At 36.6% G+C, this 23,015-nt stretch carries 21 protein-coding genes and 2 riboswitches; of the genes, 6 read left to right on the plus strand and 15 right to left on the minus strand.

Going from position 1 to position 23,015, the window contains the following annotated elements; genetic code table 11:
• Positions 1-123: 123 nt before the first annotated feature.
• A complete protein-coding gene (locus LKE46_RS11970; RefSeq protein ID WP_291722521.1) occupies positions 124-1,872 on the plus strand; it encodes a methyl-accepting chemotaxis protein in 1,749 nt (582 codons plus the stop codon).
• Between the two features lie 56 nt (positions 1,873-1,928).
• Here LKE46_RS11970 and LKE46_RS11975 read toward each other — a convergent pair whose 3' ends face one another.
• Positions 1,929-2,825, minus strand: a complete 897-nt coding sequence (locus LKE46_RS11975; RefSeq protein WP_291722524.1) for a DMT family transporter — start codon at positions 2,823-2,825, stop codon at positions 1,929-1,931.
• A gap of 57 nt (positions 2,826-2,882) precedes the next feature.
• Positions 2,883-3,854 (minus strand): asparagine synthetase A, encoded by a 972-nt coding sequence (locus tag LKE46_RS11980; protein ID WP_291722527.1) that lies wholly within the window; start codon positions 3,852-3,854, stop codon positions 2,883-2,885.
• 383 nt (positions 3,855-4,237) lie between these two features.
• Between LKE46_RS11980 and LKE46_RS11985 the strand changes: the two genes are divergently transcribed.
• Both LKE46_RS11985 and LKE46_RS11990 read left to right on the plus strand, forming a co-directional pair.
• Positions 4,238-4,750, plus strand: a complete 513-nt coding sequence (locus LKE46_RS11985) for an Lrp/AsnC ligand binding domain-containing protein (protein ID WP_291722530.1) — start codon at positions 4,238-4,240, stop codon at positions 4,748-4,750.
• 68 nt (positions 4,751-4,818) lie between these two features.
• A complete protein-coding gene (locus LKE46_RS11990; protein WP_291722533.1) occupies positions 4,819-5,034 on the plus strand; it encodes a DUF378 domain-containing protein in 216 nt (71 codons plus the stop codon).
• A gap of 63 nt (positions 5,035-5,097) precedes the next feature.
• On the opposite strand, the gene argH is transcribed toward LKE46_RS11990, so the two are convergent.
• The 5 genes from argH to metF form a co-directional block, all read right to left on the minus strand.
• Positions 5,098-6,414: an argininosuccinate lyase gene (gene argH, locus LKE46_RS11995; RefSeq protein ID WP_291722536.1), complete on the minus strand. Its 1,317-nt coding sequence runs from the start codon at positions 6,412-6,414 to the stop codon at positions 5,098-5,100.
• 14 nt (positions 6,415-6,428) lie between these two features.
• On the minus strand, positions 6,429-7,634 hold the full coding sequence (locus LKE46_RS12000; protein ID WP_291722538.1) for an argininosuccinate synthase: 1,206 nt from the start codon (positions 7,632-7,634) through the stop codon (positions 6,429-6,431).
• A 160-nt stretch (positions 7,635-7,794) separates the two neighbouring features.
• A complete protein-coding gene (locus LKE46_RS12005; protein ID WP_291722540.1) occupies positions 7,795-8,478 on the minus strand; it encodes a hydrolase in 684 nt (227 codons plus the stop codon).
• A gap of 80 nt (positions 8,479-8,558) precedes the next feature.
• Complete coding sequence (locus LKE46_RS12010; protein WP_291722542.1) at positions 8,559-11,015, minus strand: homocysteine S-methyltransferase family protein; 2,457 nt, start codon at positions 11,013-11,015, stop codon at positions 8,559-8,561.
• A gap of 17 nt (positions 11,016-11,032) precedes the next feature.
• On the minus strand, positions 11,033-11,890 hold the full coding sequence (gene metF / locus LKE46_RS12015) for a methylenetetrahydrofolate reductase [NAD(P)H] (protein WP_291722544.1): 858 nt from the start codon (positions 11,888-11,890) through the stop codon (positions 11,033-11,035).
• A gap of 92 nt (positions 11,891-11,982) precedes the next feature.
• A riboswitch (SAM riboswitch) is annotated at positions 11,983-12,092 on the minus strand.
• 139 nt (positions 12,093-12,231) lie between these two features.
• Positions 12,232-12,339: riboswitch (SAM riboswitch) on the plus strand.
• A gap of 85 nt (positions 12,340-12,424) precedes the next feature.
• Here metF and metA point away from each other — a divergent pair.
• Positions 12,425-13,339 carry a homoserine O-acetyltransferase MetA gene (gene metA / locus LKE46_RS12020; RefSeq protein WP_291722547.1) on the plus strand — a complete coding sequence of 305 codons (915 nt, stop codon included), beginning with the start codon at positions 12,425-12,427 and terminating at the stop codon, positions 13,337-13,339.
• A 62-nt stretch (positions 13,340-13,401) separates the two neighbouring features.
• Here the strand turns inward: metA and LKE46_RS12025 are convergent, their stop codons facing one another.
• Together LKE46_RS12025 and LKE46_RS12030 are read right to left on the minus strand one after the other, a co-directional pair.
• Positions 13,402-14,409 carry an isocitrate dehydrogenase (NAD(+)) gene (locus LKE46_RS12025; protein ID WP_291722550.1) on the minus strand — a complete coding sequence of 336 codons (1,008 nt, stop codon included), beginning with the start codon at positions 14,407-14,409 and terminating at the stop codon, positions 13,402-13,404.
• A gap of 28 nt (positions 14,410-14,437) precedes the next feature.
• On the minus strand, positions 14,438-15,787 hold the full coding sequence (locus LKE46_RS12030; protein WP_291722553.1) for a 2-isopropylmalate synthase: 1,350 nt from the start codon (positions 15,785-15,787) through the stop codon (positions 14,438-14,440).
• Positions 15,788-16,174: 387 nt separating this feature from the next.
• On the opposite strand from LKE46_RS12030, the gene LKE46_RS12035 reads away from it, so the two are divergent.
• Both LKE46_RS12035 and LKE46_RS12040 read left to right on the plus strand, forming a co-directional pair.
• Entirely contained in the window at positions 16,175-16,894 is a 720-nt protein-coding gene (locus LKE46_RS12035) for a lysophospholipid acyltransferase family protein (RefSeq protein WP_291722556.1), read from the plus strand.
• 28 nt (positions 16,895-16,922) lie between these two features.
• Positions 16,923-17,774: a ComEC/Rec2 family competence protein gene (locus LKE46_RS12040; RefSeq protein ID WP_291722559.1), complete on the plus strand. Its 852-nt coding sequence runs from the start codon at positions 16,923-16,925 to the stop codon at positions 17,772-17,774.
• Positions 17,775-17,824: 50 nt separating this feature from the next.
• On the opposite strand, the gene LKE46_RS12045 is transcribed toward LKE46_RS12040, so the two are convergent.
• The 6 genes from LKE46_RS12045 to LKE46_RS12070 form a co-directional block, all read right to left on the minus strand.
• Positions 17,825-18,124: an AtuA-related protein gene (locus tag LKE46_RS12045; RefSeq protein WP_291722562.1), complete on the minus strand. Its 300-nt coding sequence runs from the start codon at positions 18,122-18,124 to the stop codon at positions 17,825-17,827.
• Positions 18,125-18,126: 2 nt separating this feature from the next.
• Positions 18,127-19,479, minus strand: a complete 1,353-nt coding sequence (locus LKE46_RS12050) for an acyclic terpene utilization AtuA family protein (RefSeq protein ID WP_291722565.1) — start codon at positions 19,477-19,479, stop codon at positions 18,127-18,129.
• Positions 19,480-19,509: 30 nt separating this feature from the next.
• On the minus strand, positions 19,510-20,877 hold the full coding sequence (locus tag LKE46_RS12055; RefSeq protein ID WP_291722568.1) for a tripartite tricarboxylate transporter permease: 1,368 nt from the start codon (positions 20,875-20,877) through the stop codon (positions 19,510-19,512).
• Positions 20,878-20,897: 20 nt separating this feature from the next.
• Complete coding sequence (locus LKE46_RS12060) at positions 20,898-21,311, minus strand: hypothetical protein (RefSeq protein ID WP_291722571.1); 414 nt, start codon at positions 21,309-21,311, stop codon at positions 20,898-20,900.
• A gap of 91 nt (positions 21,312-21,402) precedes the next feature.
• Complete coding sequence (locus LKE46_RS12065; protein WP_291722573.1) at positions 21,403-22,671, minus strand: hydroxymethylglutaryl-CoA reductase, degradative; 1,269 nt, start codon at positions 22,669-22,671, stop codon at positions 21,403-21,405.
• 26 nt (positions 22,672-22,697) lie between these two features.
• The gene (locus LKE46_RS12070) at positions 22,698-23,015 is read right to left on the minus strand and encodes an AtuA-related protein (RefSeq protein ID WP_291722577.1); all 318 of its coding nucleotides are present in this window, start codon (positions 23,013-23,015) and stop codon (positions 22,698-22,700) included.

Raw genomic sequence — 23,015 nt, forward strand, 5'->3', positions numbered from 1 at the left:
TTGGATAAATGTATTTCTGATTTTTTTCAAGACATGCTATGCTATTTTCCTCAAGTTGTTATATAATTAACTACATAGCAACAATCAGCAATTTATTATATATGGGGAAGGGGCATCCTTATCATGAAAAACATGTTTAGACTTGACTCTGTAAAGAAGAAAATGATACTTGGCTTTTTATCTGTAATTTTTATAAACCTAGTCATATTTTTGACACTTGAGATATCAAATACTTATGGCAAACTACAAGAATCAGCACTTGACAAAAGTTCTGCCTATGCCGAGCATATAGAAAAGATCATATCCCCCATCGGTATAGAAAATAGTAAAAAAATTCAACAGGAGATTTCATCCTTATTAAAAAAGCAGTACAACTCCGTGGAATACATTGGTGTACTTGATGATAATCTAAAATACGTATCAAACACGGACAAGGGGAAAATAGGTACATATTTTAAAAACAGCAATGTGGACACCCTGATAGAAAAAAATAGGTCAAACAGCTTTGTATTGAAAACAAATGGTAAAAACGGATATTTTTCTGTAGTACCGCTTTACAGTACAAGTTCCGGCACTTCTACAGATGCCGTAAGCTCGGCCACTGAAAAAGACAGCAGCAGCGAGAAAGTTGACAATGTGTCTTCTGCCAGCACAAAAGTAACTGTTCCGGGATTGATTGTTGTAAAAATGGACAACGATGTGCTGCTTCGGGACTTCAGAAAACAGATTATAAAATTAATCCTTATATCCTCTATAATTCTTATACTATCTATAATTATTGCATTTTTTATATCCTTGAGTATAACAAAACCTTTAAAACAAATACAGTTTCACTTAAAACTTATGTCAAAAGGTGATCTTACAAACAAGGTGAAAATAAATTCAAAAGATGAAATGCTTGATCTGGCGGAAAACATAAATACTACAAACTCAACTTTGAAAAACATCATATCCAAAATTAGATCCTCGGCAAAAGATGTAGATGATTACTCCAATAAATTAAATATTTCAATCAGGGAGGTAAATCTCGTCAGTGATGAAATTACAAACTCCCTGCAGGATGTAAATGAAACCAGTATAGTACAGAATAATAATTTAAGCCAGGCATACGAGAAATTGAATAACTTCTCAGAAGATCTGGATACAATAGGAGATAAAATATTATCTATAGAAAAAAATACAGTTGAAATAAAGGGAAATATCGATACGGGCAAAGAAGCAGTAAACGGAGTTAGCACTTCCTTGAATGAAGTGAGTGATTCCTTTAAAGATTTAGAAGATACCATAAAAGCCCTGTCGGATAAAGTCACAAACATACATTCTATAAGTAATACCATATCAGAAGTGGCAAAGCAGATCAACCTTCTATCATTAAATGCTTCAATTGAAGCTTCAAGGGCAAATGAGTCCGGAGGCGGTTTCAAAGTCGTGGCATCGGAAGTTAAAAAGCTTTCCATTGAAACAATAGAATCCTCAGGTATAATAAATAATTTGATCCAGGATATCTACAGTAATACAAAACTTGTTACAAGCACTACTCTGACCTCTATAGACAAATTCAATCAACAGAATAAATCAATTTCCAATACACTTGCAATGTTTGAAAGGATAGTTGACCAGATAAATTCAATAGTACCACAAATTAAGGAAATTTCGCAGATAACAAAAAGCTTTGTTTCAATGAAAGACGGCATAATTGAAAACGTCAAATATACAACATTTGCCCAAAATGAATTGTCATCTGCCATTGAAGATGTTTCAAAATCCATGGAAGAACAGTCTGCAACAATATCTGATCTGTCGGATTTATCCCAAAATCTTCATAAAGTTTCCAATGACGTGACTGCCCTTATAAAGATTTTCAAAATATAGTATTATTTATTAAGACAGGCTGCAGTAACTGTGCCTGTCTTATTTTTTCAATTGCATCATGAATTTAAAGCTATATTTTTATTTTTAAAAATTTTTCTCTGGGACAGAACCACTCCTGCAAACATTAGAGAGCATCCAATCAACTGCCGTACTCCCATATACTCTCCCAATATCAAAAAACCTCCCAAGGCTGCAAATACTGTTTCCATGCTCATTATAATAGATGCATAAGCTGGATCTGCATTCTTCTGTCCAAGTATCTGGAAGGTATATGCCACTCCTACAGACATTATTCCACCATATAGTATTGGAACGGAACACTGAATTATACTACGAAGTTCTATACTTTCCATAAATATTGCTACTATAAAACTTAAAACAGTACATGTCAAAAATTGATAGAAGGCCAGCTTTATAGAATCAACTTTATCTGCAAAATAATCTATGAGCAGTATTTGAACTGCAAACAGAACTGCTGAAACCAGTTCTAAAAAATCACTGTAGGAAATACTCATTCCGGACTTGACACAGAGAAGATACAGACCGCCAACCGCCAGAAGTGCACCAATCCATGAATTTATGTCAATACTTTTTCTCAGAAATATACTTAGTATAGGAACAATTACTATATACAACCCGGTTATAAAAGCCGCCTTCCCGGCCGTAGTACCCTGAAGACCTACCTGTTGAAAAGAAGATGCCAGAAACAAAAAAACCCCTGATATTATGCCTGCCAGGGCAACCTTCAATTCACTGCCAGCCGTATTATTATTTTTGATTTTGAAGAATATTATAATTGGAATTAGCGATATACTTCCGAGTGCAAATCTGATTCCATTAAAAGTAAATGGTTCCACATATTCCATACCTACCCGCTGGGCCACAAATGCAAATCCCCATATAATTGCGGTAACAAAAAGAAAAATATTTGATTTAGTTATCTCTGACTTCAATCATCTTCCCCCTCAATAAACAACAGGCTGAAAATTAAAATCAGCCTGTTTCGGTTTCTAAAATAGATAACGCTCTCCCGGTTTCCTTGTAAATACTGTGACATCATCAATTGCTTTCCTCTGACATACGAACCTTGTCATTCTCTCCACTCCGAAACCAGCTCCTGCAGACTTTGGGAGTTTTCCCTGTTTTGCAAGTTCAATATAGTTTCTAAAGACATTTTCATCTATTTTCAATTCCCGCATTCTCTCAAGAATTCTGTCATATTTGTATTCCCTTTCTCCGCCGCTCAAGCCTTCTATATAGCCCATAGGCCATATCAAATCATAGTTTCTGTATGTTCCTCTATGCTCCAGATCTTCTGCATCATAAAACTCCCTTTTGTGGTTTATAAGCCAGAAAGGCTGGTCAGCCTTCTCTGAAGCCTTGAGTTCAAAATCATCACCATATTTTTCTTCAAGTTCCTGTGTAGTATATCTATTGAACGGAGCGCTTATATCCAGATGTGAAGTTCCTATTCCCAGAGCCTTGAATTCATCTGCACAGTCCTTCTTTATAAAATCAAATACATATTTGATCAGTCCCTCTTCAAACTCGAATATAGTATCCATAGTGGCATTTTTAAACTCAAGATCAATCTGCGTGAATTCAAACAAATGCCTTGTATCTCCACTTTCCTCCTTTTCAAGCCTTACGTTGGGTGATACTATATATATCCTGTCAAGATGTGGACTTGACAACATTATCTGCTTGTGAAATATCATGGATTTTGTCAGATCAAACTTCTGACCTTCATATATCAATTCGTTTTCTTCTACATCGTGATTCAATGTATCTGTAATAGGTGCTATCATAATCGGCATTACTCTAGTTACACCTTTTTCATACATATAATCATCTACCGCTTTTAATATTGCCTGTTGGACACGAAGTATGTGAGGCAGTTCCTTCCTTGAAATTTTCTCAACTACCCTGTCCAGAGTCTTCAATTCTTCTTCCCTTTTCTTATCCTTCAGTATAGTATCCATAAAACATTCCCCCTCATATCAAATACAAAGCATGCATAAGATTTCTAGATTTATAATTCATCAACAATACAATAATAATACTTTTTACAGTATTATTGCAACATTAATAATTCGTATTTAATACATTTATACCTTTATCAAATTTTTCAGTGCTAATTTGTTGATCTTCAAAATATTATCCTGAAATAACGTTTTCTAATATCAATTTGATAAAACTTTCTGTTATAATGGTTATAGTACTTTATGTATATTAAAAAATAAGTTAAAATATAAGTAACTTTACTGTAACTAAATGAATTTTATTTTACTCCTTTCCTGAGGAAATTATTATTAAAATTAGCACAAACAGTAATCGTATATTACGTATAAGGAGTGTTTAGATTATGAGTACAAATTTTAAAATCAAAGGACTTGATGATCTTGATATTCAGATTCTGGATATAATGATCAAGGATTCAAGAACCCCTTTTCTTGAAATAGCAAGACAATGCCATGTAAGCGGAGGAACTATACATGTCAGAATGAAAAAAATGGAAGACATGGATATAATAAAAGGTACGAAGCTTATAATAGACAATTCAAAAATAGGATATGACGTATGCTGCTTTATAGGAATTTACCTTGACAGGGCAAGAAATTTCAATGAGGTTCTCGATGAACTGAACGCTATAAATGAAATTGTTGAACTTCACTATACCACAGGAGAATATTCCATATTTGTAAAGGTAATATGCAGAAATATAGCTGATCTTCAGAACCTTCTTATGAATAAAATACAGGTTATAGATGGAATACAGCGGACAAATACATTTATATCACTTTACCAGCCAATAGACAGAAACATCCAGATAAGCCTGCAAAACAGCAGTAAACAAAATTCAAAAACCAAGTCATGATTTTGCTTATATTTTATGCCCCATTTGCACATAATACTTATGATAAATTTAAAAGGAGATGTGTTTTTATGAAGACACTTGATACAATAGCTCTCGTGTTAGTTGTCATAGGTGCTGTAAATTGGGGGTTGCTTGGATTTTTTCAGTATGATCTCATAGCTTCATGGTTTGGAACAATGTCTGCCCTTACAAGAACCATATACGCAATTGTAGGCATATGTGGTCTGTATTCCATATCCTTCTTCGGAAGAGACAGGACCGGCATAACCAATAGAGCCGAATAGTTACATATCCATAATTCATAGTATACTAAAATAGAGAAGGTTCCATCTGAACCTTCTCTATTTTTATCTAAGATTTTTCTTTATACCTCTTGTAATTGAATTCTCATAATCTATAAAATCATATACGTCATCTTTGAACAATGTGCTGAACCCTGCAAGTTCCTCCAGGGAAAGTTCCTCTATGGGTTTATTATTCTGCTCGCAGTAAAGGACTATTTCACCTATTACCTTGTGTGCATCCCTGAAAGCCATGCCTTTGTTTACAAGATAATCTGCGGCCTCGGTTGCATTTAAAAATCCAGTCTTTACTGCATTGAACATCTTATCACTATTTACTTTAAGAGTAGACAGCATCCCGTCCATTACCTTTGCACAGCTCAATACGGTTTTCACAGCATCAAAAAACTGCTCCTTGTCTTCCTGCATATCTTTGTTGTAGGCAAGCGGAATCCCTTTCATAACCGTCAGGAGGGACATGAGATCTCCATATACCCTTCCAGTCTTGCCCCTTATAAGTTCCGCTGCATCAGGATTCTTTTTCTGGGGCATTATACTGCTTCCCGTGGAAAACTCGTCATCTATGGTTACAAATCCAAATTCCCTGCTGCTCCACAATATAAGTTCTTCACTCAACCTGCTCAGGTGCATCATCATGATTGAAAAACATGAAAGGAGCTCCAGAGCGTAATCCCTGTCACTAACTCCGTCAAGGAAATTGCTTACAGGTTTCTTGAAACCGAGTTCTCCTGCAGTAAACTTCCTGTCTATATCATATGTAGTACCGGCCAGTGCGCAGCATCCAAGAGGGCTTTCATCCAGTAGGTCCACAGCATTTTCCACTCTCTTCCTATCTCTTCCAAGCATACTGTAATAAGCCATTATATGATGCTTGAAGGTAACTACCTGTGCCCTTTGAAGATGAGTATATCCTGGCATTATGAAATTATTTTTTTCCCCAAGTTCCTTCATGGTTTTCTGAAGGTTCACAATTGCATCAATGACTTCTCCAGCCTTGTTTTTTGCATATAACCTGAAGTCCAGAGCTACCTGATCATTTCTGCTTCTTGCAGTATGGAGCTTCTTGCCTACCTGCCCTACTCTGTCTATAAGATTGCTTTCCACAAAACTATGAATATCCTCATAGTCACCCTCTATTTTAAGTTTATCATCTTCAATATCTGAAAGTATGGATTTTAATCCCTTCAATATCAGGTCCCTGTCCTCTTCAGACAATATACCGCATCTGGCAAGCATCTTTACATGGGCCATGCTTCCGGTTATATCCTCTTTATAGAGTGTCCTGTCAAAACTTAGAGAACTATTGAAATCCTCCATGAGCTTGCTTTCAGATTTTTTGAATCTTCCTCCCCATAACTTCATAAAAATTTCCTTTCCTATTTCTGATTATTCTGATCCGATATGGCCTTTATCTTGCTTGGAAGGCTGAATATCTTGATGAATCCTTCTGCATCCTTGTGACTGTACAGCTCACTTGCACCAAATGAGGATATGTCTTCATCATAGAGTGCATTTTCAGCATCTATTCCGGCATTTATTATATTGCCCTTGTATATCCTGAGCTTAACCGTACCTGTAACATTTTTCTGGGTAACTTCCACAAAAGCATCAAGTGCTTCCCTGAGCGGTGTAAACCAGAGTCCGTCATATACCAGTTCGCCATATTTCTGTGATACAAGCTGTTTGTAATGATAGGTACTCTTGTCTACTGTAAGTCTTTCAAGGCATCTATGTGCTGCATAAAGTACAGTCCCACCAGGAGTTTCATAGACTCCCCTTGACTTCATCCCAACCAGTCTGTTTTCAACTATATCAATTACTCCTACTCCATTTCTGCCGCCTATTTTATTCAATTCGGTCAGAAGTTCCACAGGTGAGAGTTCCTTGCCATTTACTTTTTTAGGCACACCCTGCTGAAAATATATTTCTACATATTCAGGATTGTCCTCTGCCTGTTCCACAGGAGTCGTCATGGAATACATATCCCTTTTGTGTTCATTTATCGGATTTTCAAGATCTCCGCCTTCATGGCTTATATGCCATAGGTTTTTATCCTCCGAATATATTTTTTTCTTGGTTGCAGCAACTTCCACACCTTTTGAATGGGCATAATCTATGGCATCCTCCCTTGATTTTATATTCCAGATTCTCCATGGTGCAATTATCTTTATGGAAGGATCAAAAGAAGCTATTCCAACTTCAAAGCGCACCTGGTCATTTCCTTTTCCCGTACATCCATGTGCTATATACTTTGCTCCTTCCTTATGGGCAATCTCCACCAATTTTTTGGACATCAGCGGTCTTGCAAGAGAAGTTCCAAGCATATACTCATCTTCATACAGCAAATGTGCCTTAACAGCCTTGAAAAGATAGTCTTGTACAAACTCCTCTGTAAGATTTTCCACATATATCTTTGAAGCTCCAGTTTTCAACGCTTTTTTCTTTACTTTGTCGTAGTCATCTCCCTGACCTACATCTATGCAAACTGCTATTACATCCAGATCATAATTCTCCTTGAGCCATGGAATTATAATCGAGGTATCCAATCCGCCCGAATATGCTAATACTACTTTGTCTTTCATAAAATGACCCCCATCACATTTAAGTATTATCTTAATATTATATTATAATTATACATATAATATTATAAATATGCAACATTTTTATTTTATTCAACTATATATTCACTCATTTTTATGCATAATTATAAACCGATGGATAATTTACCCACCGATTTATAATCTACATTTTTCTATATCTTTCCATGCTCTCCTTAAACAGTTCAGATGTGGACGGCGGAGTATAGACAATAGCATTTGCACCCGCCATTATAGTTTTCTCTATTGATTTTTCATCCTTGCCGCCTGTAGCCATTATAGGGAACTCAGGAAATTGTCTCCTTATACTCCCAACAAGTTCAGGTGTACTGCTACCTGCAGATACATTTAAAATTGAAACACCCGCATCTATTCTCTTCTGTATGTCGTCCCTTTCGGAAACTACTGTTACAACAATTGGTATATCAATGGAATCGCTCATGGCTTTTATTATTTCATCTGACGTAGGACTATTTACAACAACTCCCATTGCTCCCGTGAATTCTGCATTCAATGCCAGATTTATAACTCTTTTCCCCGTAGTAAGTCCGCCTCCTACGCCGCAAAAAACAGGTACATCTGAAGCTGCTACAAGGGCTTCAGATATGACGGACTGAGGCGTGAATGGATATACAGCGAAAACTGCATCTGCATTTATATTTTTTATAACTGCCACATCTGTCGTAAAGGCAAAAGATTTCAATCTCTTGCCAAATACCTTTATTCCTGATGTCTGCCTTATTACATCAGGTAGATTTATCATATGACCTCTGAGTGTCCCATTTATATGTGGAACATATTTGCCTGTTTTCTTATTAATTTTTTCCATGATATTTTCTCCTAAAATGAATTAGAGTATTTATAAACATATTTTATATCATTTTTCTCAGATATTCCATATAAATTTTTTTATTTAACAAATTCCAGTTCATTTTGTGAAAAGATCTTTTCAGCTATTTTAACCGTGTCTCTGGCGTCCCGCGCATAAAAGTCAGCTCCTATCATATCTGCATATTCCTGATTCAATACTGCTCCACCAACTATGACCTTGCAGCACAGATTACTTTTTCTAAGAGCTTCTATCGTCTTTTTCATGTTTATAACCGTGGTAGTCATAAGTGCACTCAATCCAACAACCCTTATATTGTTTTGCTTTACACAATCAACTACTCTCTCAATGTCCACATCTTTCCCAAGATCTATTACGTTGAACCCATAGTTCTCCAGAAGCACCTTCACTATGTTTTTACCTATGTCGTGTATATCTCCCTTGACTGTTGCCAGGACTATTCTCCCCTTATCCACATTGCTCTGTCCGCTTTCAACCATACTCTTCTTTATGACTTCGAAAGACTTCTTTACAGTCTCTGCAGACTGCATGAGCTGCGGCAGAAAAATTTCCTTTGCTTCATACTTTGCCCCCACTTCATCCAGTGCCGGAATAACATATAAGTTTACTATATCCAGAGGCTTTTTCAACTTTAAAAGCTGACTTGTAGCCAGAATCGCTTCGTCCTCCATGCCGTCTATAATTATCTGCTTTAGAGTCTTTTTGTCTATTTTATCTTTCTGGTGTTTTCCATCCTTGCTTTTATCTACAACGTTGTTTTTTTTATTTTGATTTGACTCCTTCGGCATATCCTTGTACTTTTCTATAAAATTCTTACTGTCCACATCCCTGTATGAAAGTACTTCAAATGCAGCTATAGTATCCTTCATTCCTTCATCTCCGGGATTCATTATCGGCAGATCCAAACCGGCTTCCAGTGCCATAAGCAAAAATGTCCTGTTTAAAAGTTTTCTATTTGGAAGTCCATAAGATACATTGCTTACCCCGAGTGTTGTCTTTACACCAAGTTTTTCCTTCACCATTCTTATCGCCCTTACCGTCTCCATGACTTCCTTCTGCTGGGCAGAGGCAGTAAGGGAGAGGCAGTCAACTATTATATCCTTACGTGAAATTCCAAACTCTTCAGCTCTCTTTACTATCTTTTCCGCAATTGCAAACCTTTCTTCCGCCGTATTTGCTATTCCTGCCTCGTCGATAGTGAGAGCTATAATACAGCCTCCATATTTTTTTACTATGGGGAAAACCTCTTCCATGGTTTTTTCCTTGCCATTTACAGAATTTATGAGAGGTTTGCCCCTGTATAATCTCACTCCGGCCTCAAGGGCGTCGGGATTTGGACTGTCTATGCTTACCGGGAGGTATGAAACCTGCTGTATTGCCTTTACAGCCTTTTTCATCATTTCAACTTCATCTATTTCAGGAAGTCCTACATTCAGTTCAAGTATGTCTGCGCCTTCTTCTTTCTGATACAGGGCCTCTCTCTGGATATATCCTATCTTCTTCTCCCTAAGTTCCTGTTTATATGCGGCTTTTCCAGTAGGATTTATTCTTTCACCTATTATTCTTGTTCTACCACCTATTATTACAGTTTGATTGCCTGAAGTCACTGCAGTAAATTCTTTTTTCTCCGGACATAAAGGCTTGAGTCCGCTTACCAGTTCTATAGTGGCCTTGATGAATTCAGGGTCCGTGCCGCAGCATCCTCCTAGTATTCTTACTCCTTTTTCTGCCATGATCTTCATTTGTTCTGAAAACTCAGCTGCTTTTACATCATAATAGGTTTCTTTCCCATCATATTTTGGCAGACCGGCATTTGGCTGAACCATGACAGGAGTAGACGAGTACCTTAAAATTTCATCCACTATGGGCTGAAGATCCTTTGGTCCAAGCGAACAATTGACTCCAAGTGCATCAACCCCAAGACCTTCCAGAACAAAAACCATGGTTCTGGGATCTGTCCCCATCAGAGTTCTGGCGTTTTCCTGAAAAGTCATAGTGCAAAAAACCGGAAGGGAACTGTTTTCCTTTGCTGCAAGTATGGCAGCCTTGGTCTCATATATATCCATCATTGTCTCAATCAGTATTATATCGGCTCCTTCCCTTTCACCTATGACTACCTGTTTTTTAAAAAGTTTATAGGCAGTTTCAAAAGTGAGGTTCCCAGTAGGCTCCATGACCTGGCCTATAGGGCCCATGTCAAGTGCCACGAATTTATCCTTTCTTCCCCTGACAGCAGCTTTTGCAACTCTAACCCCGGCCTCTATCACTTCATCTGAAGAATATTCAGAATCACTGTATTTCAATTCATTTGCCCCAAAAGTATTTGTTATTATAATATCTGCACCAGAATCAAGGTAGACTTCATGTATTTTCTTGATTGTATTTCCATTTGTTATGTTCAATATTTCAGGAAGATCGCCGGCTTTAAGTCCACTTTTCTGAAGCATTGTCCCCATAGCACCGTCAAAAAATATAAATTTATCCTCGAATCTTTTAAACAAATCGTTAAAATCCATATAGCCACCCCTTTTTATCAATTATACAAATTATCTACTATGTAGTTCACAGCAGTCAAGTCATTCATGGTATACAAGTGAATACCCTTTATTCCATTTTTCACCAAATCGCGTGTTTGATTCAAGCTGTATTCTACTCCCGCTTTAAAGAAGTCTTCTTCATTTTCCCCATATTTATCTATTATGGCCAAAAGTTCTTTAGGCAAACTTGCGCCGCCAAGCAGACTCATGCTCTTAACCTGTCTTGCCTTAACAACCGGCATTATACCTGCCAGCAGAGGTATATCCAGCCCAATCTTGCCCAGTTTTTCCCTGAACGTGTAGAAATAGTCATTGCTGAAGAAAAACTGGGTGATAAGAAAATCCGCCCCGCAGTCCACCTTCTCCTTCAGATGAAAAATATCTTCATCCAGATTACTTGATTCCGCATGTCCTTCGGGATATGCTGCAACTGCAATACACATATCTCTCTTTCTTGAAATATATTTTACAAGTTCCTTTGCATATCTGTATTTATTATTTATTTGTGAATTGGAATTCCTGACAATATCTCCTCTGAGTGCAAGTATATTATTTATTCCGCCATCAGCAAGCTCCGATATGTATTTCTCTATTTCTTCCTCTGTAGAATTTATGCAGGTGAGATGTGACAGCACCTCTATATTGTATTTGTTCTTTATATAAAGTGCAGTCTCCATGGATCCATTTTTACTTCTTCCTGCAGCTCCATAAGTTACACTTATAAAATCCGGATTCATTTTGCTCAAATTATTGATCCTGTTTTCAAAGCTCGGGAAATTACTTTTATTCTTAAATGGTATAACTTCAAAGGAAAGTATAAATTCCTTGTCATTGAATATATCTATTATGCTCATAAATTCTCTCCTCATAAAAATTTAGTTCAAAAAAGGCCGCTTTTTATTAAGAAAAGCAGCCTAAGTTTGTATCGATACATTACAGCATTCTTTTCTTATCTTCCAGAATTTTCATGATTCTGTAGGAATTAACACCTTGCATGACGCACATGCTGGTTGTCGGGTTTCTCAGGGCCAGTCCCTCCACCACTCTTGATAAGAACCTCAGTATATTATTGTTAAAGTACATTTTATTTAATGCTAATACTTTTCAGCATGCTTGTCAATACAAAAATTCTAATTTTTGATCTTCTTGACAGAATTAAGTTTTTAGTATATCATATTCATTAAACCAATTAAAAATCTTATCGAGAGTGGCTAAGGGATAGGCCCAATGATGCCCGACAACCAGCATTTTTCATTTGAATGCATGGTGTTAATTCCTACAGATTTTTTCTGAAAGATAAGAAAAATAGTTCGATATTACAGGCCATTTTTCTTAGTAGAAAAATGGCCTTTTTAGTCCATAATCAATATTTGTAAAGGATGAGTTCTATGCCAATAAATATACCTAATGGTCTTCCAGCTTGCAAGATATTGAAAGCTGAAAATATATTTGTAATGAACGAAAAACGTGCAGTCAAGCAGGATATACGTCCTCTCAATATAGTAATATTGAATCTGATGCCCGTCAAGACTGTCACTGAAACACAACTGCTCAGACTTCTTGGCAATTCCCCGCTTCAAGTGGACATAACCCTTGTATACCCAAAATCCCATAAGTCAAAAAATACTTCCGAAGAATATCTTTTCAAGTATTACGAGACATTTGACGAAATACGTCACAGAAAATTTGACGGGATGATAATAACGGGAGCACCTGTAGAAAAGTTGGAATTTGAAGATGTAGATTACTGGGATGAACTCACTGAAATAATGGACTGGTCCCTGAAAAACGTCTATTCAACCTTCCACATATGCTGGGGGGCTCAGGCCGGTCTTTACTATCATTTTGGTATTCCAAAATATCCATTGGACAAAAAGTTGTTTGGAGTGTTTCCACATACCATCACCAGGAAGAATGTAAAACTATTAAGGGGTTTTGATGATCTGTTTTATGCCCCTCATTCGAGGCATACAACTATAAAAAGAGAGGATATTCAAAGTGTTCCTGAACTTGAAATACTCTCAGAATCAGAAGAAGCAGGAATCTATATAGCAGCTACAAAGGGCGGCCGCGATATCTTTGTCATGGGACATTCCGAATATGATACCCTGACATTGAAGCAGGAATATGAAAGGGACAAGGCAAGCAACCTTCCTATAGAAATTCCAAAAAATTATTTTCCTGATGATGATACAAAAAAAGCTCCACTGTCCATGTGGAAAGGACATGCCAATTTACTATTTTTAAATTGGCTCAACTATTACGTATATCAGGAAACACCATATGACTTGAACAAGCTCTAATTCTGGTGTAAAAAACTGCAGAACTACCTGCTGTATGGTAGTTCTGCATTCGTCACCTTTATTTAATTGAAATCCAATTTTGAAATTATTGCATCTGTAAATTCATCGGTAGTAGAATTTCCGCCAAGATCACAGGTCAGGTACTTTCCATCTTTAAGCACGGCCTCAACTGCATTCTCTATCCTATCCGCCGGGATGTTTTCTCCAAGATATCTAAGCATCATGATTGATGAAAGTATTATAGCCGTAGGATTGGCTTTATTTTTACCTGCAATATCAGGTGCAGATCCATGTGCAGCTTCAAATACTGCTGTATCCTCACCTACATTTGCTCCAGGAACCAGTCCTAGTCCGCCTATGAGTCCCGATGCCATATCGGATAAGATATCACCATATAAATTCGGCATTACAAGAACATCATAATTTTCAGGATTAAGTACAAGTTTCATGCTCATTGCATCTACTATCACACTTTCAAATTCAATGCCTTCATACTCTTTGGCCACTTCCTGTGCAGTTTTAAGAAACAGGCCATCCGAAAGTTTCATTATATTTGCCTTATGAACAGCAGTAACCTTTTTCCTTCCATTTTTAACTGCATAATCAAATGCGGCTTTTACTATCTTTCTACTTGCATTTTTTGATATTATCTTTATACTCTCGGCTATCTCATCACTTACCATATGCTCGATGCCGGCATATAAATCCTCTGTATTCTCTCTAAAAATAACAAGATCTACATTTTCATATCTGGATTTTACACCAGCATAGGTTTTTATAGGTCTTATATTTGCATACAGGTTTAACTGCTTCCTGAGGGTTACATTTACACTTCTGAAGCCTTTCCCAACAGGTGTGGTAACCGGCCCCTTAAGGGCTACTCCGTTTTTTCTTATGCTATTTATTATATGATCCGGTATTGGCGTACCGTACTTTTCAATTACGGCAGCTCCAGCTTCAAAGATCTCCCAGTCAATATCAGCTCCGCTCTTATCTATGACCCTTTTGGCTGCCATACAAACTTCAGGCCCTATTCCATCCCCCTTAATAAGGGTAACTTTTTGTCTCATTCCAATGCCTCCAAACAATTCATTTTAGTCAACATGCTCTCTCTTCCCTTTTTTCAAGTACCTCAGGCATCAACTTTTTCACAAGAAGCTCCATTTCACTGTTTCTTATTATATTGGTTCTTCCCATTTTATACTGATCATCTACCCACCTCTTTATTTCTACAACTCTAGGGTCTTTTTTTTCTACCTTGTCTTCATCCTTCAATTTATAGTAGGTATTAATCCATGCTGCTATACCGGCAAGTCCTGAATACTGATTTATTTCAATTACAACCGGCCTTGCGAGTATCTTGTCTGTGTCAAATGCATTGTAAATCTCCTTGTCCTTGAGCATCCCGTCTGCATGTATACCGGCTTTTGTAACATTGAACTGGCTTCCTACAAAAGGTGTCTTTGGTGGAATATCATATCCAAGTTGATTTTTAAAATAATTTGCTATTTCCGTTATAACTTCAAGCTTCATGCTCCTTGTATTCCCTTTGATTTGCGCATATTGGAATATCATGGCTTCGAGAGGACAGTTTCCAGTTCTTTCACCAATTCCAAACAGAGTGCTGTTTATGGATGCCACTCCATAAAGCCATGCAGTAGTTGAATTGTCTACAGCCGCATAAAAGTCATTGTGCCCGTGCCATTCCATGCACTCCTCCGGAATACCACATATTGTCCTAAGTCCATGCACAAGTCCCTGTACGCTTCTAGGAACTTCTGTTTGTCCATATGAAACTCCAACTCCAAGGGTATCACATAATCTTATTTTTATGGGGATACCAGATTCATGCGACATATCCATTAATTTATTTACAAGCGGAACTACAAATCCATAAAAATCCGCCCTTGTTATATCCTCCAGGTGGCACCTTGGCCTGATTCCATTGTTCAACGCTTCTTCCACAACAGAAAGATACATATCTACAGTTTCTTCCCTTGTCTTTCTCAATTTTTTAAATATATGATAATCAGAGCATGACATAAGCATTCCTGTTTCTTTTATACCCATATCCCTTACAAGCTTGAAATCTTCCTTGTTGGCTCTTATCCATGAAGTTATTTCAGGAAACTCATATCCTCTTTCCATACAGACTTCCGCAGCTTTCCTGTCCTTTTCACTGTACAGAAAAAACTCACTCTGCCTTATTATTCCTGAATTATTGTCCAATTCATGGAGATAATCGTATATATTGACTATTTCCTCCAAAGTAAATGGCTCCATGGATTGCTGCCCATCTCTGAAAGTCGTATCTGTAATCCAGATGTTCTCAGGTATATTCATAGGAAGCTGTATACCATTGAAAACTATCTTAGGAATTTCATCATATGGAAATATATCTTTATATAAATTAGGTTCTTTTATATTTTCCAACTTATAATCATACATTAAAAACCATCTCCCTTTCATATTGGCCCTATAGAAAATAAGCTAATTCTGAATTAAATTGCAATAGATATTTCAATTTATAAATCTCATGCTTTTTTTCAGCTATGTACAAATATATTGCGTCCACTCCAGTTAACCCTTGTAAAATTCAGCATATACAAGGGTCACTTGTGAGAATTAATGATTATATTGTATCATTTTTAATAGTTATAAGCAAATAAAATTTTCTTATTTATGATTTTTTCTTATTTAAACTTTCATTTAGTTTATTTAAAGGATTACATCAGGAGATATTGGACTTTTCCATACAATTATTTTATAGCATTGACATTCATATATGATATAATGGGATAGTCGATAAAAATGATTACAGGAGGCATCATTATCATGTTAAGAAGCATTTTACTTTATTTTCTTCTTGTATTGTATATGCTATATTCCCTATTCAAAAAAATGAAACTGGAAAGACTTAAAAAAACTGGGAGAGAGGAAGAAATTCAATTATATATATATAAATGTGTAAAAGACTGGGCTGACTTTATTATAAAAGCCATGGGCATAAAAGTTAATATAAATGGAATTGAAAAAATTCCCGGTCAGTCCTGTCTATTTGTGTCGAATCATCAGGGATTCCTTGATATTCCAATAATAATTGCATCTGTAAACAGGTCAGTTGGGTTTATTGCAAAAAAAGAAATAAAAAAGGTTGGAATAATAAGTTACTGGATGGAACAAATCAAATGCGTATTTATGGATAGAAACAATATACGGGAATCAATAAAATCCATAAATGAAGGCATCAATATTTTAAAAAACGGCCACAGTATGATCATATTTCCAGAAGGCACAAGAAGCCGTGGTTCAAAGATGGGAGAATTCAAGAAAGGCAGCTTTAAACTTGCATTGAAATCAATGGTTCCAATTGTCCCAATAGCCATAAACGGCAGTTATAAATTAAGAGAAGGCAATCCACATGAAAATTTAAGACCGGGAACTGTAGACTTTACTATATGTGATCCAATTTATACAGAAAACTTGTCAAAAGAACAGAGGGATAATCTTGCTGGAACCATAAAAGAAAAAATATCAGAGGCCCTGAACAATTAACAAATATATACAGGTGGTGATATATCAGTTGAAACATATGAAAAAATATTATATCTTATTCTCGTTTATATTGACATTCTTACTATGTTTGTCAGGATGTACGATTACAGATTCTGAAAACACATCCTATAACGGACTTAGAGTAAGCTACATAGATGTAGGTCAGGGCGACAGTGAACTGATACAGGTAAACGGTAAAAATCTTCTGATAGATGCAGGCCCAAACAGCAGCAGAAGTAAATTCATGTCATATTTGGACAGACAGGATATAAAAAAGCTTGACTATGTAATAGCAACCCATCCTGATGAAGACCATATAGGAGGGATGAGTGATGTAATAAAAAAATATGACGTTGATACATTTATAGCACCTAAAAAAATCTCAAACACAAAGACATTTGAAAATATGGTACAGGCATTGAGAAACAAGGACATTAAAATAACTTTGCCAAAACCCGGTTCAAAATTGGAAATGGGGGATAATGTTTCAGCCGAAATAATGGCCCCAAACAGCAGCAGTTATCCCGATACCAACAACTATTCAGTAGTGTTGAAAATAACCTATGGAAATACAAAATTTCTCTTTACAGGAGATGCTGAGAAAGAAAGCGAACAGGAAATGCTGGATAGAAACTATGATATTTCAGCTGACGTATTGAAGGTAGGACATCACGGCAGTTCAAGCTCTACTTCACAGGAATTTCTCAACAGGGTAAATCCAACAATAGCAATAATAAGCTGCGGTAAAAACAACAAATACGGCCACCCTACAAAGAAAATAGTAAACAGACTCAAGAAAAAAAACATACAAATATATAGGACAGATGTTGATGGAAATATCATTCTTAAAAGTGATGGCCATAAGATAGTGAAAGAATAAAAGAATAATTGAAGATGAGTATAGATTGGTTTTCTATACTCATCTTTTATTTATATATTCATATCCAGCAAAACCGAACTCAAGCTTTTCCCATGCTTATCCAATGACAGGGATCTTGTGACTCCTCCGCCCAATGCATCATACATTACAAAATTCAAAGCACCTATTTTAGGAAGTTCATATCTTTTTATTTCCCCATTTACTATATCCCTAAACCACTCCTTGACTTTTTCCGCAGTTACCTTCTCTTCAATTAGCTTATAGTTCTCATTTTTATACACTATAAGTGATATATTTGATATATTCCCTTTGTCTCCCGTTCTTGAGTGTGCAATATCCCTCAATTTCATTTCTACACCTTCTCATAAATAACATTTATTTTTATATCTTTACGTGGTACAAGTATTGATGCAATTGATATTATCTCATCAGCATATTTTCTCACTCCTCCCCCTCCTGACGGACCATTGGTATAGAGTGCTTCAACTTCATTTCCTATTGTTTTTGCATTCTCTTTTTTTAAAGTCCTTGCAGCAACTCTAAGTCTTACCTCTTTAAAGTCACATCTGGCATTTATTTTTCGGCTTAAGTAATTTCCATAAAGAGAATCAACCCCTATAATATCCACCTTCAATTCATCTATGGGCAAATTTATATATTCCAATCTTTTTCTAATTATTTTTCCTGCCAAATCTGCCCTTTCATATGCACCTGAACCTCCATAACTTATTTCTCCTTCACCTACATAACAATCTTTATAACCTATACTTACCTTAAACAAACCATTTTTTTCTTTTCCTGAAGCTCCTTTTATCAGTACTCTGTTTACTCCAGTTTCTTCAATGGTTATTTTTGAAAAATCGGCTGTAACATCAGGTGTAAAATAATTTGCCGGATCATGGATTTCATATATTGCCTGCTCTTTACAAGTATGCTGGTTAACTATTCCTCCCGTATCTTCAAGCTTTGTTACAGTTATATCTCCATTTTCAGTTATCTCTGCTATTGGGAATCCTAAATTCCACAGATCGGGTACCTCCTTATATCCTGGATCTGCAAAATATCCTCCTGTCACCTGACCTGCACATTCCAATAGATGTCCGGCTAAAGTACCTTTCCCTAACAATTCATAATCATTTTCATCCCATCCAAATTCAAACATCAAGGGTGCCAAAGTCAAAGATGGATCTGCTACTCTTCCAGTTACTACAATATCAGCTCCATTTTCCAGAGCTTCTATTATACCTTGTACACCTATATATGCATTTGCCGAGATTATATTTGACCTTATGGAATTCAGCTTTTTACCAGTTTCAAGTATTCTACAGCTCATATATTCATCTATATGTTCTAAAATATCGTCTCCCAATACTGACGCTATTTTCAAACCTTTTATTCCTATCTCCAATGCAGTTTTTTTCACTATCTTGACTGCAGATACAGGATTTGCAGCACCCATATTGGTTATTACTTTTACTTTCTTTTCATAACATAGTGGCAGTATTTTTCTCATACGATACTCAAGAAATTCATTGTAACCTTTATCCTTATCAATTAATTTCTGCTGCTGGTCAATTGCTATTGTCCTTTCCGCCAGGCATTCGAATATGATATAATCTAAATTTCCCTTTTCCATAATTTCTACGGCAGGTTCTATTCTATCCCCTGCAAAACCTGCACCTGAGCCTATCCTCACCTTTTTCATATTTAATAGCCTCCATCAACTCAACTAAAATTAAATTCCAAAGAGTTTAAGTACTATCCAGCTGGATGCATAGAAAGTCATATACTGTACTCCAGTATGCACGCCAAAAAATCTATTTAATATGCCACCAAAGATACCAATTGTCAATGAAATTCCAATTCCAACAAAACCAGCTTCATAGAAAGATAAAACCGTTATCAATCCAACGAACATACAAATTATAGCTTCCTGGCTGACATATTTCAAAACCCATACACTGGCTTTTCTGGCATAATTCATAGATAGCGGATAGGCTATGATGTAAGCTACTATAATTCCCATTAGTCCATAAAGTGCGAATTCCCCTGATGTCATCATATTGTGCAGATTGTGAACAGGCTGGCTGGAAAATACAGGCGGTGCATTGAACAAAGGCCCTGCCGGTCCAAGTCCTACAGGACTAAGTGGTATTCCAAAGGCTACCAAGGGTATTAACGTCTCAGCTATATAAGTTGCTTCAGTTACTGCATTCATCACACTCAGACAAGTTGTAAGTCGTTGATATAAACTTTTAACTTTGGATGCCACTATTTCTCCAATCATTACTGTCATACCTACAGGACTGAATGTAAAAGTAAGTGCAGATATGCCAGCACCTATCAGAGTATACTTAGTTTGTCCACGTGTAAGCATTTTTAGTGGATTGGGAAAATAACCTTTCCATGTTTTTAATTCTGGAGCCAGCCAAAATTCTTTTGGTGAACTTTTAAGAATAGAACCATGAGTCACTGGAGATAAAAGAGTAATTATGTCTGCAAACATCGGCCCAATAGCAATACCAAGAAATATTCCTATGGAGATGCTTTGATGTCCAGCACTGGCCAATTTGATTACGCCTTGAAGAAACACGGCAAATGGTATCAACACAAATACGCTGGCCCACTTGCCTTTAGATGTATAAGCAATTATAATTGCTGCAACTGTAAAAATAATAGGCGCCCATACTTCCACTATATGTGAAAATGGAGCAAGCAGTGTTGCAAATCCAATTGAAATAGGCAGGGCAATAATTGCTCCAAGAATTGCTCCAGAGATCATTTTTCGCAGGGCAATATGGGGAACACCCAACCGTCTTAGAACATTTGCATATTCCAAAAGTGGAACAGCCATGGTATCTCCCGGAACACCCATTAGAGCTGTCGGAATTGCATGCGTCATATGTTTGGAAACAGCTCCCCCAATAAAAAATGAGAATATGGCTACAGGTGGAAACCCAAGTAAAATAATCAACAAAGTTAACGGCGCTACTGTAGCAGTTTCATCAGTTCCAGATATAAGCCCTATAAATGAAAAAATAACACTGCCGAGAATAGCACTCCCAACACCCCATAATATATTATGCAAAAGTAATACATCCATAATTTACCATCTCCCCTCTGTTATTTATCATCGTTTTCTCCAGCAAAGAGTTCATACAATTTAAGATTTTTCATCTCTTCTACAATTTCTTTTTCTACTGTCTTTAATTCTTCTCTTTCTTTATCCAAATCTACGTCAATCTCTTTCAACACCAGATTTCTGTCTTCTTCTGAAAAATTTTTTTCCTGTAGAATACGTTTTGGTTTAAATAATCTAGCCGATATAAATGCACTTAATAGAGAAGCGAGCATACCGATCAACAGGGCATAGGCTTTACACAGCTTCAACGCTATATCTGGAAAATTCAATTGAATAAGCTTCAAGCTAAAAATAAAAGATGGCAGACTAATGGCTATTCCAATAACAATTGCAAATAAGAGATGCCTAACATTTACTGTATCTCCCCATATATCTGCATAGATTTTCTTTTCCATAATTAAATCAACCTCCATATCAATTTAATAATGTTATCTTGTATAAGTAAAATACTTCACTTATACAAGACATTTGATATACAATACTATGTTACTTTGAGCCGGAATATTTTTTTACCAGTTCCTGAGCATACTCCAATCTTACCTTTTTCTCCTCTACCATCTTTTTTACGATCTTTTCTAGTAATTCACCTTTTGCACCTGCAACAGAAGCAATATTTCTCGCGTGAAGTGACATGTGTCCTCTCTGAATACCCTCTGTAGCTAGTGCCTTGATTGCTGCAAGATTTTGTGCCAATCCTACAGAAGCAATAATTTCTCCAAGTTCCACGGCACTTTTAACTCCAAGCATCTTTACTGCCACCTGTGCTGCTGGATGAATTTTCGTAGCCCCTCCTACAAGACCAACCGCCATAGGAATCTCAATTGTACCTGACAGATCGCCATCTTCATTCTTTTCCCATGTCGTTAATGATCTATATTGTCCTGAACGGGAAGCATAGGCATGAGCTCCGGATTCTATAGCTCTCGTATCATTTCCTGTAGCCATAACTACTGCACTTATTCCATTCATAATTCCTTTATTGTGAGTTGCCGCCCTGTATGGATCGGCATCAGCAAAAGCATATGCTGTAACTATTTTATCAACAACTTCCTCTCCTCCCAACGTCGCCTTGTCAATAGTTACTCTTGAACGTGCAAGTCTGTGTATTGCTAAATTGGATAAAATCCTTAAATATATTTTTCCTCCTGTAACTTTCTCAATAAAAGGAGCCACAGCCTCAGCCATGGTATTGACAGCATTGGCACCCATTGCATCCAACGTATTAACCTCAAGATGAACTACAACCATTTCTCCCTCACTGGATTCAATTACCCTCACTTCAATATCCTGAACGCCACCACCAAATTTAACTAGAACTGGATCTTTGTCATTGCAGATTTTAATAATTTCATCTTTGTTTTCGTAGATCTTAATTTTCGCATAATTAGGGTCTTTAACATCAATAATCTGAATTTGTGCAATCATGATGGAGCCTGTATTGCTTGCAAAAAATCCTCCTGTTTCTCTTGCCATTTTAGCTGCATTACTTGCGGCAGCAACTACAGACGGCTCTTCAGTTACCATGGGTATAATATAATCTTTGCCATTTACAATAAAATTGAGAGCAACTCCCATTGGAAGTTGAAAAGTACCTACTACATTTTCAATCATGTGATCTGACTTGTCTATATCAAGAGCACCCGGTTCTTTTATTACTTTTTGCTCCTCCTCTGACAAACCTGTAAGTTCACCAACCTCCTTCAACCTGTTTTCCGGTGAAAGCTTGTAGAACCCTGAATAACTACTTGTTTTCATATTTTCCATCTCCTTTAATATTAATCTTATTTATCCAAATCAATTTCAAATCTCAAAAGTGCCGCTTCCATGCACTTTCCAAGTGTATCCAATCTAAGTGAACGCGTTGCCCCTCCATCCAGTGCATGATGGAGTACAAAATTAAACCCATAAAGCTGCGGAATATCGTATCTTATTACATCGCCTTTTACAATACCCTTGTAGTGCTCTTTTACAGCTTCAGGTGTAAGCTGCCTTTTCATGGCATCATAGTATTTCGGATCTCTCGCAAATATACACACATTTTCCGTATCACTTTTATCTCCTGATCTTCCGTGGGCTATATCCTTCAATTTAACTATCAT

The organism is Clostridium sp. (assembly GCF_022482905.1).
Classification (GTDB): Bacteria; Bacillota; Clostridia; order Clostridiales; family Clostridiaceae; genus Clostridium_B.

What these genes read in the sequence shown, in the direction of transcription:
- metF (WP_291722544.1), bottom strand. Translation starts at nt 11,890, where the DNA reads ATGAGCATAATAGATATATTCAATGACAAGGAATTTATACTTTCCTTT.
- metA (WP_291722547.1), top strand. Translation starts at nt 12,425, where the DNA reads ATGCCAATAAATATACCTAATGGTCTTCCAGCTTGCAAGATATTGAAA.
- LKE46_RS11970 (WP_291722521.1), top strand. Translation starts at nt 124, where the DNA reads ATGAAAAACATGTTTAGACTTGACTCTGTAAAGAAGAAAATGATACTT.
- LKE46_RS12035 (WP_291722556.1), top strand. Translation starts at nt 16,175, where the DNA reads ATGTTAAGAAGCATTTTACTTTATTTTCTTCTTGTATTGTATATGCTA.
- LKE46_RS12055 (WP_291722568.1), bottom strand. Translation starts at nt 20,877, where the DNA reads ATGGATGTATTACTTTTGCATAATATATTATGGGGTGTTGGGAGTGCT.
- LKE46_RS12050 (WP_291722565.1), bottom strand. Translation starts at nt 19,479, where the DNA reads ATGAAAAAGGTGAGGATAGGCTCAGGTGCAGGTTTTGCAGGGGATAGA.
- LKE46_RS11990 (WP_291722533.1), top strand. Translation starts at nt 4,819, where the DNA reads ATGAAGACACTTGATACAATAGCTCTCGTGTTAGTTGTCATAGGTGCT.
- LKE46_RS12070 (WP_291722577.1), bottom strand. Translation starts at nt 23,015, where the DNA reads ATGATAGTTAAATTGAAGGATATAGCCCACGGAAGATCAGGAGATAAA.
- LKE46_RS12025 (WP_291722550.1), bottom strand. Translation starts at nt 14,409, where the DNA reads ATGAGACAAAAAGTTACCCTTATTAAGGGGGATGGAATAGGGCCTGAA.
- LKE46_RS12005 (WP_291722540.1), bottom strand. Translation starts at nt 8,478, where the DNA reads ATGGAAAAAATTAATAAGAAAACAGGCAAATATGTTCCACATATAAAT.
- LKE46_RS12065 (WP_291722573.1), bottom strand. Translation starts at nt 22,671, where the DNA reads ATGAAAACAAGTAGTTATTCAGGGTTCTACAAGCTTTCACCGGAAAAC.
- LKE46_RS11980 (WP_291722527.1), bottom strand. Translation starts at nt 3,854, where the DNA reads ATGGATACTATACTGAAGGATAAGAAAAGGGAAGAAGAATTGAAGACT.
- LKE46_RS12000 (WP_291722538.1), bottom strand. Translation starts at nt 7,634, where the DNA reads ATGAAAGACAAAGTAGTATTAGCATATTCGGGCGGATTGGATACCTCG.
- argH (WP_291722536.1), bottom strand. Translation starts at nt 6,414, where the DNA reads ATGAAGTTATGGGGAGGAAGATTCAAAAAATCTGAAAGCAAGCTCATG.
- LKE46_RS12060 (WP_291722571.1), bottom strand. Translation starts at nt 21,311, where the DNA reads ATGGAAAAGAAAATCTATGCAGATATATGGGGAGATACAGTAAATGTT.
- LKE46_RS12010 (WP_291722542.1), bottom strand. Translation starts at nt 11,015, where the DNA reads ATGGATTTTAACGATTTGTTTAAAAGATTCGAGGATAAATTTATATTT.
- LKE46_RS12030 (WP_291722553.1), bottom strand. Translation starts at nt 15,787, where the DNA reads ATGTATGATTATAAGTTGGAAAATATAAAAGAACCTAATTTATATAAA.
- LKE46_RS11985 (WP_291722530.1), top strand. Translation starts at nt 4,238, where the DNA reads ATGAGTACAAATTTTAAAATCAAAGGACTTGATGATCTTGATATTCAG.
- LKE46_RS12045 (WP_291722562.1), bottom strand. Translation starts at nt 18,124, where the DNA reads ATGAAATTGAGGGATATTGCACACTCAAGAACGGGAGACAAAGGGAAT.